Origin of the sequence: Pseudomonas sp. S8, assembly GCF_050473925.1 — a bacterium.
GTDB lineage: Bacteria > Pseudomonadota > Gammaproteobacteria > Pseudomonadales > Pseudomonadaceae > Aquipseudomonas > Aquipseudomonas parakoreensis.
The window spans coordinates 1,559,307-1,574,630 of the sequence record NZ_JBFDVZ010000016.1 but is presented as its reverse complement, the minus strand read 5'-3'; the positions used below and the strand labels follow the sequence as shown (position 1 = coordinate 1,574,630).

Sequence of the window (15,324 nt, the reverse complement as noted above, 5' to 3'; positions counted from 1 at the left end):
CTCACGCCATCGGCGGTAACCGGCGCTTGACTGGCGTCTTCTTGACGATCGCAGTGTTGGTTTCGGCCAGTGTGTTGAGGCGGTCGAGCAGGGTGTCGAGCTGTTCCATCGAGCGCACGTGCAGGCGGGCGATGAAGCAATCCTCCCCGGTGACCTTGTCGCACTCGGTGAATTCCGGAATCGACAGGATCTGTCGTTCCACTTCCTGCAATTGCCCCGGTAACGGTCGCACCCGAACGATGGCCTGCAGTTGATAGCCGAAGCATTTCGGGTCGATCTCAACCGTATAGCCCTTGAGCACGCCGCGCTCCTCCAGTCGGCGCAGGCGCTCGGCCACGCTGGGCGACGACAGGCCGCTGATCTGCGCCAGTGCCTTGAGCGAGCGGCGTGAGTCTTCCATCAGGGCGCTGATGAGAGTCTGGTCGATATCGTCGGTCATGGCGCAACTCCGGCATAAGGCATTTACGGGAAACCACCCGCGATAAAAAAGGTAGAAACCGAGTTTAGCCTGCTTTTTGCGCTGGAGGCGCAGGGAGCCTGCTTGGCATACTTTGGCCACGCTTTCGTCAAACGTTTAGGGAGATCGATGATGGACAACTCAATCCGCCGTGGCTCATTGGAAATGACCGCCGCCATGCTGATTTCCGGGACCATTGGCTGGTTCGTGCTGGTCTCCGGGCAGCCGGTGCTGGACGTGGTGTTCTGGCGCTGCGTGTTCGGCGCCGGCACCTTGCTGCTGATCTGTGCCGCGTTCGGCTTCCTGCGTCCGGGCATTCTGACCCGCACCACGTTCCTGCTCGCGGTGCTCAGCGGGGTGGCGATTGTCGGCAACTGGGTGTTGTTGTTCGGCTCGTATTCCCGTGCCTCTATCGCCATCGGCACGGCGGTCTACAACGTACAACCGTTCATGCTGGTTGGCCTGGCGGCACTGTTTCTCGGCGAGAAAATCACCTTGCAGAAGCTGTTCTGGCTAGCGATTTCCTTTCTCGGCATGCTGGCGATCGTCAGCGCCCACGGCGGGCAGGGCGAGAGCGGTCACGAATATCTGCTGGGGATTGTGCTGGCGCTGGGCGCGGCGTTGCTCTACGCGATCGCGGCGCTGATCATCAAGCGTCTGACCGGCACGCCGCCGCATCTGATCGCGCTGATCCAGGTCTGCACCGGAGTGCTGTTGCTCGCGCCGTTCGCGCACTTCAACGGTCTGCCGCAGACCGGCGGAGCCTGGGCCAGCCTGGTGACGTTGGGCATCGTTCACACTGGCCTGATGTACGTGTTGCTGTATGGCGCGATCCAGAAACTGCCGACCGCCCTGACCGGTGCGCTGTCGTTCATCTACCCGATTGCGGCGATCTTCGTCGACTGGTTTGCCTTCGGCCATCGCCTGCAAATCCTGCAATGGGTCGGCGTGGCGGCGATTCTGCTGGCCGCCGCCGGAATGCAACAGGGCTGGGGCTTGAAAGCCCGGCGCCAGCTCAGATCGGTTTGATCACATCGCGGAACAGTCCTTTCAACTGCTGATTGCCGGCATCCACCAGATGGTTGTCGTCAAAGTACAGCGGGACGCCGTCCATGGAGCCCATGCAGTGGCCATCGGGGCACAGGTACGGCGTCGGGTCGATCACCGTCGCGTTGCAGCGGCTGGCAGCAGCTTCGATGGTGCTGATGGCGATGCGATTGCGTTTCTCATAGGCCTGCAACGGTAAGGAAATGTCTGTGTTTTGCCGGAACAACCGCTGATTCAGATTCAAACCCTTGTAGACGCTGAAAGGCATTTCCGGGATCGGTTTGACGATATACACCGGATGGTTTTCAGCGATCGAGCAGACCGTGCTGACGTACTCTTCGGTATAGGCTTCGGCAAACGTAGCCTGGCGCTCGGGAAAGGAAATCCGGTAGCTGTTTTCCCGGCCCGAATCCGCATACAGCGCCGCACGGCTGAACAGCACCACCGGCACGCCGGCGTACGCGGTTTTCAGTTGTTGCAGCTTTTCCTGATTGAAGCCTCGACATTGGCTTTCGACGGTTTTGTCGTGCATGGCGAAGTGCGCCAGGGTCGGGCAACCGCCCCGTGACCAGGACAGCGCTGCGTTAGGGTTGTCCATCTGCACCGCCGCTGCGGTGGATTGCGCATGACTGTCGCCGTACAAAATCACCGACACATCCCCCGTGCCCAGTTTGCAATCCGCCGCCGCATAGGCATTCGGGTAGCACTCCTGCGGATACAGCTTGCTGGTGTATTCCGGCTGACCAAATTCGACCAGTGCCGGGCGCCAGTCGGGATGCTGCTTTACCAGCGACGACGTGACTGCCGACACGGCAACCACACCCACCGTCAGCGACGCGAACTTGATTACTGTGCGTGTGGCGGTCGTACCTTTCTTCACCTTCGACTCAACCATGTAGAAGGACAGGGTGCCAAGCGTGAACGAGGCTATGATCGCGCCGATCACATGTGGCCAACTGGTCAACAGCCCGCACAAGTACAGCAGCACCACCAGCGGCCAATGCCACAGGTACACCGAGTAGGAAATGCTCCCGACAAATTGCAGCGCAGGATTGCTGCTGAACACCGACCGGGTATTGCCGTGAATCACCAACATCGTCCCCAGCACCGGCACCAGTGCCAGGTAGCCCGGCCACAGATCCGCCGCCGAAAAAACCAGCACGCTGACGGCAATCGCCAGCAGGCCGAATCCTTCGCAAATCGTGCCGCCGCGCTGGCTCAATCGTAGGGGAAACAGAAAAACCAGCCCGCCAGCGATCATTTCCCAGGCGCGGGTGGGCAGCATGTAGAAGGCGAACGTCGGGTTGACGGGGGTCACGACGATGGACGCCAGCAGCGAAATCAGCGCCACGACCAGCAAGGCAAAGCGGGTTTTATCGGTGCCGAAGAACCGGTGCAGCCCCATGATCAGCACGGGATAAAGCAGGTAGAACTGCCATTCGACCGACAGCGACCAGGTATGCAGCAACCAGTTTTCATGCAGCGGCGCCGCGAAGTAATTGCCGCTTTGGGCAAAGCTGAAGTTCGAGCTGAACAGCAGACTGCTCTTGATCGTACGGATGGTTTCGCGCAAGTCATCCAGCGGCAGATAAAAGTAGCCGAAGATCAGCAGCGCAACGCACAGGACCAGCAGGGCAGGAATAATGCGGCGAGCGCGGGAGGCGTAGAAACCGAGGAGGGAAAAGTTCTGCTGCTGCACGCCATTGACGATGATGCCGGTCATCAGGAAGCCGGAGATGACGAAGAATACGTCTACGCCGACGAACCCGCCCTCGAACCCTGGCACCTTGAAATGAAACAGCACGACCGACAGCACGGCCAGTGCCCGCAGGGCGTTGATACTCTTCCTGAATTGCATTTATGCGTCCATGTCACATCTGTTGTGCGGCGCATTGTAGTGATGATGTCGGCTTTGTTACATGGATTTTTCCGCTGATTCAGATGTTCCAGCGCGGCGCCGTCATCGCCAGGCGTTGGCGCAGCTCGCCAATGTTCGCGGCCAGTTGTCGGGTCAGTAACCGGTAACCGTCCAGCGTGCTGTAGACCGGCGTGTCGAGACTGGCGTCCGGTAATTCCAGCGGTCGCTGCAGGCGTTGCGTGGCGCCGGACTTCAGGGCCCGTGCCATGCCGATCAGTTGCACGCGGATCACCCGGTGCTCGGCCCGCAGCGCTGACTGCAGGTGCGCCATGGCGTCGGGGTCGTTGGCATCCGGGCGGGTGTTGCCGAGGATCTCCAGCGTGCTGACGCACATCCGCAGGTTGCGTTGAATTGCGTCCAGCTCGGTCATGGAGATTTTCACTTCCTTGGACACCGAAGGCATCAGCGAGCGCAATTGCACCATCACTGTGGTCACCCGGCCCATCAGCTTCAGATGTTCATCGGCGCTGACCGGTTGACCGCTGATGATTCGCCCGTACAACGTGGCGCAATCGCGCAGGGCATCGGCCAGGTTGTAGCGCCACGAATACACCGCGTACAGCGGCAGGGCGAAGGAAAAGGCGAGGGCCAGGGCGATGCCGATCAGGATGTCGACCCCGCGCCACAAGCCGTCGGTGATCGGGTTGTCGCCATGTCCGGCAACGATGAAGACGGTAATCGCCGAAAGCAGGGCGGTGTAACCGCCCTTGCCGATGGCGTGATAGGAGAAGAATCCGCAGACCACCGCCATGGCAAAGTACGTCAGCCATGGCAGGCCCAGCCATGCCTGTTGCGCCACCAGCACCAGTCCGACGCCGGCACCGATCAGGGTGCCGGTGGCGCGTTCGGCGGCTTTCTTGCCGATGTTGCCGTGGTGCTGCAGGCCGCCGATCACCACCAGCATGGTCACCGACGCCCACTCGCCGTGGGGCAGGTTGATGCCGGTGGTCAGCAGGATGGTTGCCAGCAGACCCAGCGCTACCCGCACCGCGTGAATCAGTCGGGCGTGCTGGTAGCGGCGATACGGGTCCAGCAACGGACGCAGGATTCGCCGCAACAGCGGTGGCAGTCGGTGGGTGCTGAAGGTGCTCAGTGCAAGGTCCTCGTCAGAAGATGTAGTCGGTGGTCAGGAAGCTCGAATCGCGGCCGCGAATGATTTCGCTGATCAGGTCCTTGTTGCTGTCCTGGAACTTGGTCGCCACCAGTGTGCGGATCGAAAACACCCGCAGTGCATCGTGTACCGACAGCGTGCCTTCGGCGGAGTTCTTGCGCCCGTTGAACGGGTAGGTGTCCGGGCCGCGCTGGCACTGGGCGTTGAGGTTGATCCGCCCGACCTGGTTGGCGAAGGTGTCGACCAGTCGGCCGATCGCCACCGGGTTGGTGCCGAACAGGCTCAGTTGCTGACCGAAGTCCGACTCCAGCACGTAATCGATCACGGTATCGAGGTGGCGGTACGGCACGATCGGCACCACCGGACCGAATTGTTCTTCGTTGTACACGCGCATCTGCGGCGTCACCGGGTACAGCACGGCGGGGTAGAAGAACGACTCGCGACTGGCGCCGCCATTGGGGTTGACCACTTGTGCGCCCTTGCTCTGCGCGTCAGCCACCAGACCGTGCAGGTAGTCGACCTTGCCCGACTCCGGCAGCGGCGTCAGTGCCACGCCGCTGTCCCACGGCATGCCTGGCTTGAGCGTAGCGAGTTTGGCGTTGAATTTTTCGATGAAGGCGTCGACCACGTCCTCATGCACAAACAGGATCTTCAATGCAGTGCAGCGCTGGCCGTTGAACGACAGCGAACCGGTGACCGCTTCGCTGACTGCGTTGTCCAGATCGACTTCGGGCAGGACGATGCCCGGGTTCTTCGCATCCAGACCCAGCGCGGCGCGCAAACGGTGTGGTTTCGGGTGCAGTTTTTTCAGGTCGCTGGCGGCCTTGTTGGTGCCGATGAAGGCGAAGATATCGATCTTGCCGCTGGCCATCAGCGCGCTGACGGTCTCGCGGCCGCTGCCGTAGATCACGTTGATCACGCCGGTGGGGAAGCTGTCGCGGAACGCTTCAAGCAACGGGCGGATCAGCAGCACGCCGAGCTTGGCCGGTTTGAACACCACGGTGTTGCCCATGATCAGCGCCGGGATCAGCGTGGTGAAGGTTTCGTTCAGCGGATAGTTGTAAGGGCCCATGCACAGCGCGACACCGAGCGGCACGCGACGAATCTGGCCGAGAGTGTCCTGTTCCAGTTCGAACCGGCTGGAGCGGCGGTCGAGTTCTTTGAGCGCGTTGATGGTGTCGACGATGTAATCGCAGGTGCGGTCGAACTCTTTTTCCGAGTCCTTGAGGTTCTTGCCGATCTCCCACATCAGCAATTTGACCACGGCTTCGCGCTGCTGGCGCATACGCCCGAGGAACGCTTCGACGTGCTGAATGCGTTCGGCCACGCGCATGGTCGGCCACAGGCCCTGACCGCGATCGTAGGCACGCACGGCGGCATCAAGGGCGGTGAGGGCGGTGTCGGCATCCAGCAGCGGGGTGCTGCCGAGAATCACTTGTTCATCGCCATTCTCGCCGTGCAGGTACACAGGGCTGCGCACCGTGGCGAGCGGGCCGTCCCAGCGCCGCAGTTGGCCATCGACGAGGTATTCGCGTTGCTCGACCTGACCGTCGAGGCGGTATTTTTCCGGGATGTCGCTGACAGATGGGAACAGGTTGCCAAGGATGTTTGCTGTGGTCATGTCGCTACCCCGTATTGATGTCCGTATGCAGATCAAAAAGTCTTTACAGGTTATACGCCTGAATACGCGGGAATTTAAACCCGTGAATGTCACGCGAATGTCACGCAGAGAGGCGGAACAGAGCGGGATGCTCACCCCAATCTCTGTAGGAGCTGCCGCAGGCTGCGATCTTTTGACTTTGCTTTTGAAGGTCAAGATCAAAAGATCGCAGCCTGCGGCAGCTCCTACAGAGGGCATCGGTGTGGCCCCGGATGCCCCCCTCGTTGTCCCGCAATGCCCTCAACCCGCTGCCGTGCCTGCCTTAAGGTGTGATCACAACAAAAAGCGCTACCCAGGCGAGGATCGTTATGCGGGTAATCCCACTCACTTTATTGCTGGCGCTGTCTGTCGCCCTGTGCGGCTGCGGCGAAAAAGCTGCACCGCCGGCGACCACTCACAACGCCACGCCCTCCGATCCGACACTGGCGCAGATCTACGCCAACAGCTGCCAGCTGTGCCACGCTAACCCGGCCGCCAACGCGCCGCTGACCGGCGACCGCAAGGCCTGGGAACCGCGCCTGCGGCAGGGCGCCGACACCCTGCTTGATCACGCCATCAACGGTTACAACGGCATGCCGCCGATGGGCCAGTGCGTCGAGTGTTCGGAAGAACAATTCCTGCAGCTGATCGGCTTCATGGCCGACCAGCCCCTCCCACAATAAGGGCGCGCGCATGAGCATGGATCTGACACGCCGTCAGTTGTTGCAACGGGCAAGTATCGTCGGCGCGTTCAGTGCGCTGGCTTCCAATCCGGCGCTGGGCCAGTTGATGCGCGCGCCACGGCTGATTCCCTGGCGCAACTGGTCGGGCGGGCAGAGTTGCCTGCCTGCGGCGCGGATAGCACCAAAGAATCTGGACGAATTGACCGCAGTCATCCAACAGGCACCGGGCAAGATTCGTCCCGTCGGTTCGGCGCATTCCTTCAGTGCGCTGGTGCCCACCGACGGCACGTTGCTGTCACTGAGCTACTTCAACGGTCTGCTCGATCACGACCCGAAAACCCTGCAAGCCGAATTCGCCGCCGGCACGCCGATGTCGCGTATGGGCAAGCCGCTCAAGGACATCGGCCAGGCCCTGCAAAACATGGCCGACATCGATTACCAGACCCTCGCCGGCGCCATTTCAACCTCGACTCACGGTACCGGCAAAAACTTTCAGTCTTATTCGGCGCACGTCTGCGGGATGCAGCTGGTGACCGCCAGTGGCGAGGTATTGGACTGCGACAGCCAGCGTCATCCGGACGTATTCAACGCTGCCCGGGTATCCCTTGGTGCGTTGGGTGTTGCCACTAAAGTCCGCTTGCAAAACCGTCCGGCGTATCGTCTGCGGGAAACCCAGTGGATCGCCAGGACCGAAGAGCTGCTTGAAGATCTGGACAAGAACACCCGCGAAAACCAGCACTGGGAGATGCTCGTGGTCACCCATTCCGACTACGCCTTGTCCATCGCCCTCAACGAAACCGGCGACCCGGCCACACCGCCGATCCCGCCCGAGGAGGAGGGTGGCAACGAGTTCGTGACCCTGATCGAGAAGATCGACAAGTACGGCAGTGACTTCCCCGGTCTGCGCACCTCGTTGCTCAACAGCTTGCGGCATCTGGCGAGTTTCGATGATCGGGTCGGTGACTCGTTCGACATCTACGCCAACGTGCGCACCGTGCGCTTCAACGAGATGGAGTACTCGGTGCCCGCCGAATACGGCCCGGCCTGCCTGCGCGAAATCCTCAAGCTGATTCAGGACAAGGACCTGCGCACCTGGTTTCCCATCGAGTACCGCTACGTCAAGGCCGACGACATTCCACTGAGCATGTTCGAGGGCCGCGACAGCTGTTCGATCTCGGTGCACCAGCATTATCAGATGGACCATCACAACTTCTTCGCCGCGGTCGAACCGATTTTCTGGAAGTACAACGGTCGGCCGCACTGGGGCAAATTGCACACGCTCAATGCGCGCACCCTGCAACCGCTGTACCCGCGCTGGCGCGAGTTTGTCGACGTACGCCAGGCACTGGACCCGCGCGGACGTTTTCTCAACGCGCATCTGTCGTCAATTCTGGGAGTGAACTGATGGCGGTCAATCGACGCAATTTCATGCTGGGCACCGTGGGCGTTGGCGCCTTCTTGCTGGGAGTCGGTGCCTGGTTGCGACCGGGCGATCACGGCGGCCCGTACAGCGAGTATTTCCGCGCCCTGAATAAAGAGTTGAAAGACCACGGCCCAATGCGTCCGGTGCTTTTGATCGATCTGGATCGGCTCGACCACAACATCGACGTGGTCATGCAGTCGGTGCGACGCGGCGGCAAGCAATTGCGATTGGTGGAGAAATCTCTACCGTCACCGGGACTGTTGAGCTACATCGCGCAACGGGCCGGGACGCAAAAGCTCATGTCGTTTCACCAGCCGTTCCTCAATCACGACGCTGTCACGTTTCCCCAGTCCGACATCCTGCTCGGCAAGCCGCTGCCGGTGTGTTCGGCACAGCTGTTCTATCAAACCCACAAAGGCCCGTTCGACCCGACGAAGCAACTGCAATGGCTGATCGACAACCCCGAACGTCTGCAGCAATACCTGGCGCTGGCGCAGGGATTGGGCACACGGATGCGGATCAACATCGAGCTGGATGTCGGCCTGCATCGCGGCGGGGTCAGTGATGTAAGTGCGTTGGGGCAGATGCTCGCGCTGATCAGCGCCAACCCGCAGCACCTGGTGTTCGCCGGGTTCATGGGTTACGACCCGTTTGTGGGCATGGGCGTGCCCGGGATACTCGGTTCGCCCGAGGAACTGTTCGCCAAGGTGATGGTGATTTATCAGCGCTGCGTGGATTTCACTCGCCAGCAGTTTCCGGCGTTATGGAATGACCACTTGTGCCTGAACACCGCCGGCAGCCCGAGCTACCGCATCCACGAAAACGAGACACTGAGCACCGAGGTGTCGGTGGGTACGGCGATGCTCAAACCGACGCATTACGACCTGCCCTCGCTGGTTGACCATGTGCCGGCGACCTACATCGCCACCCCGGTGTTGAAGAGCACCGGCGCGGTGAACATCCCGGCGCTGGATGACCAGTCGAAGCTGCTGTCGTGGTGGGATGTCAATCAGCGCCAGACCTTTTTCATTTACGGCGGCAACTGGATGGCCGAGTTCGAATCACCGACCGGACTACAGAGCAACGGCGTGTATGGCCGCAGTTCGAATCAGGAAATGGTCAACGGTTCTGACGCGGTCGGCCTGACCGTCGAAGATCAAGTGTTCCTGCGCCCGACCCAGACTGAAGCGGTGTTATTGCAGTTTGGTGATTTATTGGCGGTGCGTAAGGGCAAGATCATCACCAATTGGCCTGTTTATTCCTGACATCGATTTCGATAATTGCAGGTGATTTAATGGCTTGCGCGATTATTGACAGTGATTGGAAGACTGAAAGTTTTTATTTGAGGTTTTCTGATCGTAGTCAGCATTTTGATGCGGTGGCTTTCACTGCTGAAAGCTCGGATAACTCTCCGGACTATTTGTATAAAGGCAAGTGTGACTGGGATGGCGCAGACATATTTATTGCCCTGTCGTCAAAAAGGTGGTTGGAATGTTTGATCTGGGTATGAAGCAGATAAAATCGGGCTGGGGACGGAAGTAGTCACTGTGCATGGATGGTTTGATCTTTCATGTTGCTTGCGATCTCTATTTTCACATTTAAAATATTTTCCTTGTCAACTGTCAGATTTGACAGTTGAAGAAAATTTACCCTCTGTGATAAATAACCTCGACCGCATGATTTTAAAAAAGTTGTGCCGTTGAATAGTTTATCAATGAAGGTGAATAGCTATGAAAAGCGATTATAAAGAGCGCATTGAAGCCAAATCAGATGCAGCGGGTACATTTGAAGTAGACGTGGAAGGATCCGGACATATCGAGCAACGTGATCTCTATCTTCGGGATATGGGCATTGGTTTCGAGATCGGAATCGCGGACGATCCTCCGGGACACATGCCGCCGACAAGGTTCCTTTTTCTGGAATTCCCTGATAAACCTGTTTTTAAACAATACGACGTCAGACAACTGAAGCGTGTCACGTACCACGACTATTCTGAATGGCACAGTTATGAGTTTATCGCCGAGAGCGGTACTGTCACGTTGGCGTATCAGGACTCACCTCGCCGAACATTGGGCCGGGTTGACATTGCGGGGCGTTTAATAGGAAATCCGCTCCCCATACCAGGCCCGGAAATTGTCAAAATTACCGGATGGTTTTATTTGAAGGCGATATAGCGCTGTCGTTGAAAGTTACTGCCTTCGGTAATATTAAAAATTCAGGCTGTGAAAGTTATCGGTGTCATCTCGGTTGGTTGTCATTTAGATGGCACCGTTTTAAATGGCAATATTCTTAAACCAAATGCTCAACATTACGGTGTGTCAGCCGATGCAGACCGCTTTCTGAGCAGGCTCGCTCCAGCACTTTGATTTACTTACACCTGAGCCCTCCCACCAGCAAAACTCCAATAATGAAGCTTTCATGACAAAAGTTCGGTAGCACATAGCCAGTCCGGTCATGCCTATGTAACGCGCTTGAGGGGCCCAACGGGGCGCTTTTCACAAGCCGAGGCGGGACGCCGGGAGTGAGGCAATGGGGACTATGGAACGCTACTCGAAAGTGGGCATGCAGGAGCTCGATCAGCGCCTGTCGAAGATCGTCGAAGCGGCGCGCAAGAAACCGGTGTCGGTGTATCGCTACGGCGCGCCGTGGGTCTGGATCGTCTCACAGGATGACTGGCAGGGCGCCTTGAAAGAGGTCTCCAGCTACATTCCGCCAGGCCATTCGCTGGTGTTGCTGCGCCCGCAAATCGACGACTTGCTCGACGCTCACCAAGGCCTGCTGCACGAACTCAATGCCGAGCCCGGCATGCTCATCCCCGCGCAAACCGTCATGCACATCCTGCTCCTGCAACTCCTGTATTCGGTGCCCAGCGAGCAGCAACTGTATGAACAACTCAATTACAACCTGCTGTTCCGTTGGTTCGTCGGTCTTGGCCTGAATCAGAAAGTCTGGAGTTTCAACGTCCTCAGTCGCGACATCGCCACGCTGCTCAACGAGCCGCGTGCGGTGCTGCTCATTCAAAAAATCATTGGCGAAGTGTTCTGCGGTGCCTTGCTGCAAATGCCCGAGTTCTCCTTGAACTTCGCGCTGTTGCACACCTGGCTCGGCAAGCACAGCGGTGCCTCGACAGTCAGCAACTGACGCAACACACAAGGCGCGCAACAGCGCCAACAGGTCATCGCGAATTCAGGGGGTAGTGTGGATCAGATTTTCACGTCACGGCTGGCGCTGTGGTCCTGGCTGCTGGTGACGGCCGGCGCGCAACCGGCATTCGCCGAAGAGGCTGCCCAAGGCGCCGCGCCGCAGCGTCTGGTGGACGTCAACGAATACTTCGTGCGCGGCAACACCGTGCTCGACGCACGGGCGATTGAAGAAGCGGTGTACCCGTTTCTCGGCCCGCAAAAAGCCATGACTGACATCGAGGGCGCCCGCGATGCCTTGCAGAAGGCGTATCAGCAGCGCGGCTACCAATCGGTGTTCGTCGAGTTGCCGGAGCAAGCGGTGGCCGACGGCATCGTCTATCTGCAAGTCAGCGAAACCAAGGTTGGCCGCGTGCGTGTGGTCGGCGCCAAACACTATTCGCCGCTGGACATCCGCGACAACGTCCCGGCCCTGAAAGAAGGCGAGGTGCCGGACTTCGCCAAGGTCCAGGGCGAACTGGCGCAGCTCAATAAAACCCCGGGGCGCCAGGTCATGCCGCTGGTGCGCGAAGGCCAGCGCCCTGGGACCATGGACGTCGACTTGCAGGTCGAAGACCAGAACCCGTGGAGCGCCAGCGTCGGCCTCAACAACGATTACAGCGCCGACACCGAAAAGCTGCGCGCCGTGACCAGCCTCGGCTACAACAACCTCTGGCAACTCGGCCACAGCATCAACCTGACGTACTTCACCGCGCCGCAGGACACCGACAACGCCAAGGTCTGGTCGGGCTCCTACACCGCGCCATTGAGCGAGCGCTGGAGCGTGCAGTTCTCCGGTTATCAGTCCGACAGCAACGTCGCAACCATCGGCGGCAGTAACGTATTGGGCAAGGGGCACTCCTACGGGGTGTCGGCGATCTACACGCTGCCATCCAGCGGCAGTTGGTCGAACTCGCTGTCGGCTGGTATCGACTTCAAGGATTTCGACGAACGCCTGACCCTGTCCGGCGAGAGCGACAAGGTGCCGCTGAAATACGCGCCGTTCACCTTCGCCTACAACGGTTTCCGCTACACCGAAAAGAGCCAGCTAGGCCTCGGCCTGAGTCTGGTCGCGGCCACCCGCAGCATCTTCGGCTACGGCAGTTCCGACGAAGACTTCGACTACAAACGCTACCGCGCCAACCCGAGTTTCGCGGTGGTCAAGGGCGACAGCACCTTCACCTGGACCTTCGACAACGACTGGCAGAGCGCGAGCAAAGGCGCGTTCCAGCTGGCGTCGGGGCCACTGGTCTCCAACGAACAATTCTCCGCCGGCGGCGCTACTTCGGTGCGCGGCTATCTGGCGGCGGAACGTACCGGCGATGACGGCGTGCTGCTCAGTCAGGAACTGCGTACCCCGTCGCTGGCGAAATACGCCGGCAGCTGGATGCAGGAATGGCGCTTCTACGCCTTTGCTGAAGGCGCGCAACTGTATCTGCGCGACGAGTTGCCGGATCAGGACGCCAGTTACGCCCTGGCCAGCGTCGGCCTCGGCACCCGCGCCAGCCTGAGCAAATGGCTGTCCGGCAGCCTCGATTGGGGCTACCCGCTACTCGAAGGGCCGAACACCTCGAAGCAGGCGTCGCGCCTGCACTTCAACCTTCAAGCCACGTTCTAAAGGAGCACGTTCATGCAGCGCCTCATTCTTTCGTTGTTGATCTGCCTGGGCTTCGTGCTCCCGGCCACGGCGCAGGCCTGGTGGCAGGACGACTGGCATTACCGCAAACAGATCGCCGTCGACACCACGCCGCAGGGCGCCGGAATCAATCAGGCCCTGGGCCGCACTGCGCTGCTGGTGCGCCTGCACACCGGCAATTTCACCTTCGACGGGGTCAAGGAAGACGGCGCGGATCTGCGCTTCGTTGCCGCCGATGACAAGACAGTCCTCAACCACCAGATCGAAAGCTTCGATGCGCTGATGGGCATGGCGCTGATCTGGATCGATGTGCCGAATGTCGAGGGCAGCCAGCGTCAGGACATCTGGATGTACTACGGCAACCAGAAGGCTCCGGCCACCGGCAACGGCCAGTTGACCTTCGATCCGAATTACACCGCGCTGTATCACTTCGACGGTGCCACCGGCACCCCGGCCAAAGACACCACCGCCTACGGCAACACTGCACAAAGCGCCACTGGCGCGGCGATTGACGGTGTGGTCGGTCGCGCCTTGCAGTTCAGCAGTCAGCCATTGCTGCTGCCGGCCAGTCCGTCGTTGCAGCACAGCGCTGGCAGCGCGTTCACCTTCAGTGCCTGGTTGCGGCTGGATCAGGCCAATGGCGAGCAACTGATTCTGGCCCGTCGCGAAGGCGCTAACAGTCTGCTGGTCGGGGTCAATCAAGGCGTGCCGTTCGTGGAGATCGACGGCCAGCGCGCGGTGGCCTCTCAGGCGCTGAATCCCGGCCAATGGCAGCACGTCGCGCTGACCGCCGAAGGTTCGAAAGTCAGCCTGTACATCAACGGTCGTGAGGGCGCGACCCTCGCACAAGCGATGCCGGCGTTCAATTCAGTGATGGCGGTTGGCGGCGATCTGGCCGCAGGCCCATACCAGCCGTTCGTGGGCGCCATCGACGAACTGCGCCTGTCGAAAGTCGCGCGTCCGGCCCCATTGCTGCTGGCTGATGCGACCTCCCAAGGTGCCGAGTCGAAACTGGTGACTTACGGCGTTGACGAAGAACAGTCCGGTTTCGGCTTCGGCAGCCTCGGATTCCTGCTCAACGCGGTACCGGTGGACGCCTGGGTGATCATCGCCGTGCTGGTGCTGATGATGTTCCAGTCGTGGATCATCATGCTGCGCAAGAACCGCACCCTCAGCCGCGTGAGCAAGGCCAACGAGGATTTCCGCGAGCAGTTCGCCAAGGTCGGTACGCGCCTGGAGATGTTCGCCGACGACGCGCAACTGGCCCAGCGTCTGCAGCACTCGCCGCTGTGGCGCCTGTACTCGGTGGCGGTCAAGGAAATCCGTACTCGCCGCGAGCAGGGCGCCGATACCTCTTCGGTGTCTGCCGCGACCATCGAAGCCATTCGCTGCTCGATGGACGGCGTGCGCACCCGCGAGAACCAGGCCCTCAGTTCGAAACTCTCGACCCTGTCCAACGCCATCGCTGGCGGTCCGTACATCGGCCTGCTCGGCACCGTGTTGGGGATCATGGTGGTGTTCCTCGGCACCGCCATGGCCGGCGACGTCAACATCAATGCCATCGCCCCAGGCATGGCGGCGGCGTTGCTCGCCACAGCCATGGGCCTGTTTGTCGCGATCCCGGCGCTGTTTGGCTACAACCGCCTGATCACCCGTAACAAGGAAGTCAGCGCCGACATGCGCGTGTTCGTCGACGAGTTCATTACCCGTCTGGCGGAGATGCACGGTGAAGGTCAGTCCAGTGAAGCGGCGCATCAGCGCAGCCATCACGCCAACCACTCCGTACCGGCCTGAGGAGCATTGCCATGGCGTCCGTAAATGCCTCCCACGACGATGACGAAGATGCAGCGGTGGACAGCATCAACATCACGCCACTGGTGGACGTGCTGATGGTGGTGCTGGTGATGTTCATCCTCACCGCCACGGCGCAGGTCTCCGGGATCCAGATCAACCTGCCCAAAGCCAGCGCTTCAGTGTCGCTGTCGGAGGCCAAGACCAAGGCGATTTCGGTCAACGACGGCGGCCAGGTGTTCCTCGACGCCTACCCGGTGACCCTCGCCGAGTTGGAGGAGCGCCTGCGCATCGAGAAGGCGCAGAACCCGGACTTCCCGGTGATCGTGCGCGGCGACGCCACGGTGCAGTACCAGAAGGTTATCGAAGTGCTGGATCTGTTGCGCCGGCTCGAACTGTCTCAGGTCGGTCTGGTGACCGGCAAACCGACGCAGGGCTGA

The 15,324-nt window shown here is 60.1% G+C and carries 13 protein-coding genes; 9 read left to right on the top strand and 4 right to left on the bottom strand.

Annotated features, from left to right (window positions below; all coding sequences use genetic code 11):
• Position 1: 1 nt before the first annotated feature.
• A complete protein-coding gene (locus AB1J88_RS08260) occupies positions 2 to 439 on the bottom strand; it encodes an Lrp/AsnC family transcriptional regulator (RefSeq protein ID WP_145597868.1) in 438 nt (145 codons plus the stop codon).
• A 150-nt stretch (positions 440 to 589) separates the two neighbouring features.
• On the opposite strand from AB1J88_RS08260, the gene AB1J88_RS08255 reads away from it, so the two are divergent.
• Positions 590 to 1,486 (top strand): DMT family transporter, encoded by an 897-nt coding sequence (locus AB1J88_RS08255; protein WP_430290745.1) that lies wholly within the window; start codon positions 590 to 592, stop codon positions 1,484 to 1,486.
• Here the strand turns inward: AB1J88_RS08255 and AB1J88_RS08250 are convergent.
• The 3 genes from AB1J88_RS08250 to AB1J88_RS08240 form a co-directional block, all read right to left on the bottom strand.
• Positions 1,473 to 3,362, bottom strand: a complete 1,890-nt coding sequence (locus AB1J88_RS08250; protein WP_430290744.1) for an acyltransferase family protein — start codon at positions 3,360 to 3,362, stop codon at positions 1,473 to 1,475. The genes AB1J88_RS08255 and AB1J88_RS08250 overlap by 14 nt on opposite strands.
• A 79-nt stretch (positions 3,363 to 3,441) precedes the next feature.
• Positions 3,442 to 4,482 (bottom strand): FUSC family protein, encoded by a 1,041-nt coding sequence (locus AB1J88_RS08245; RefSeq protein WP_222019390.1) that lies wholly within the window; start codon positions 4,480 to 4,482, stop codon positions 3,442 to 3,444.
• A gap of 46 nt (positions 4,483 to 4,528) precedes the next feature.
• Positions 4,529 to 6,154, bottom strand: coding sequence for an NADP-dependent glyceraldehyde-3-phosphate dehydrogenase (locus AB1J88_RS08240; protein ID WP_041072629.1), 1,626 nt, complete (start codon positions 6,152 to 6,154; stop codon positions 4,529 to 4,531).
• A gap of 347 nt (positions 6,155 to 6,501) precedes the next feature.
• On the opposite strand from AB1J88_RS08240, the gene AB1J88_RS08235 reads away from it, so the two are divergent.
• The 8 genes from AB1J88_RS08235 (at position 6,502) to AB1J88_RS08200 (ending at position 15,324) form a co-directional block, all read left to right on the top strand.
• Entirely contained in the window at positions 6,502 to 6,855 is a 354-nt protein-coding gene (locus AB1J88_RS08235) for a c-type cytochrome (RefSeq protein ID WP_430290743.1), read from the top strand.
• 76 nt (positions 6,856 to 6,931) lie between these two features.
• The gene (locus AB1J88_RS08230) at positions 6,932 to 8,260 is read left to right on the top strand and encodes a D-arabinono-1,4-lactone oxidase (protein ID WP_430292676.1); all 1,329 of its coding nucleotides are present in this window, start codon (positions 6,932 to 6,934) and stop codon (positions 8,258 to 8,260) included.
• A 74-nt stretch (positions 8,261 to 8,334) separates the two neighbouring features.
• Complete coding sequence (locus AB1J88_RS08225; protein ID WP_430292675.1) at positions 8,335 to 9,543, top strand: DSD1 family PLP-dependent enzyme; 1,209 nt, start codon at positions 8,335 to 8,337, stop codon at positions 9,541 to 9,543.
• Between the two features lie 465 nt (positions 9,544 to 10,008).
• The gene (locus AB1J88_RS08220) at positions 10,009 to 10,452 is read left to right on the top strand and encodes a hypothetical protein (RefSeq protein WP_430290741.1); all 444 of its coding nucleotides are present in this window, start codon (positions 10,009 to 10,011) and stop codon (positions 10,450 to 10,452) included.
• A 355-nt stretch (positions 10,453 to 10,807) separates the two neighbouring features.
• Positions 10,808 to 11,419 (top strand): transposase, encoded by a 612-nt coding sequence (locus tag AB1J88_RS08215; protein WP_430290739.1) that lies wholly within the window; start codon positions 10,808 to 10,810, stop codon positions 11,417 to 11,419.
• 57 nt (positions 11,420 to 11,476) lie between these two features.
• Positions 11,477 to 13,075 carry a ShlB/FhaC/HecB family hemolysin secretion/activation protein gene (locus AB1J88_RS08210; RefSeq protein WP_430290738.1) on the top strand — a complete coding sequence of 533 codons (1,599 nt, stop codon included), beginning with the start codon at positions 11,477 to 11,479 and terminating at the stop codon, positions 13,073 to 13,075.
• A 12-nt stretch (positions 13,076 to 13,087) separates the two neighbouring features.
• Positions 13,088 to 14,887, top strand: coding sequence for a DUF2341 domain-containing protein (locus AB1J88_RS08205; RefSeq protein WP_430290737.1), 1,800 nt, complete (start codon positions 13,088 to 13,090; stop codon positions 14,885 to 14,887).
• An 11-nt stretch (positions 14,888 to 14,898) separates the two neighbouring features.
• Entirely contained in the window at positions 14,899 to 15,324 is a 426-nt protein-coding gene (locus AB1J88_RS08200) for an ExbD/TolR family protein (RefSeq protein WP_127646955.1), read from the top strand.

Excerpts from the sequence above, each read along its gene's own strand:
- AB1J88_RS08220 (WP_430290741.1), top strand. The coding sequence starts at position 10,009 with ATGAAAAGCGATTATAAAGAGCGCATTGAAGCCAAATCAGATGCAGCG.
- AB1J88_RS08205 (WP_430290737.1), top strand. The coding sequence starts at position 13,088 with ATGCAGCGCCTCATTCTTTCGTTGTTGATCTGCCTGGGCTTCGTGCTC.
- AB1J88_RS08250 (WP_430290744.1), bottom strand. The coding sequence starts at position 3,362 with ATGCAATTCAGGAAGAGTATCAACGCCCTGCGGGCACTGGCCGTGCTG.
- AB1J88_RS08260 (WP_145597868.1), bottom strand. The coding sequence starts at position 439 with ATGACCGACGATATCGACCAGACTCTCATCAGCGCCCTGATGGAAGAC.
- AB1J88_RS08200 (WP_127646955.1), top strand. The coding sequence starts at position 14,899 with ATGGCGTCCGTAAATGCCTCCCACGACGATGACGAAGATGCAGCGGTG.
- AB1J88_RS08240 (WP_041072629.1), bottom strand. The coding sequence starts at position 6,154 with ATGACCACAGCAAACATCCTTGGCAACCTGTTCCCATCTGTCAGCGAC.
- AB1J88_RS08215 (WP_430290739.1), top strand. The coding sequence starts at position 10,808 with ATGGGGACTATGGAACGCTACTCGAAAGTGGGCATGCAGGAGCTCGAT.
- AB1J88_RS08255 (WP_430290745.1), top strand. The coding sequence starts at position 590 with ATGGACAACTCAATCCGCCGTGGCTCATTGGAAATGACCGCCGCCATG.
- AB1J88_RS08235 (WP_430290743.1), top strand. The coding sequence starts at position 6,502 with ATGCGGGTAATCCCACTCACTTTATTGCTGGCGCTGTCTGTCGCCCTG.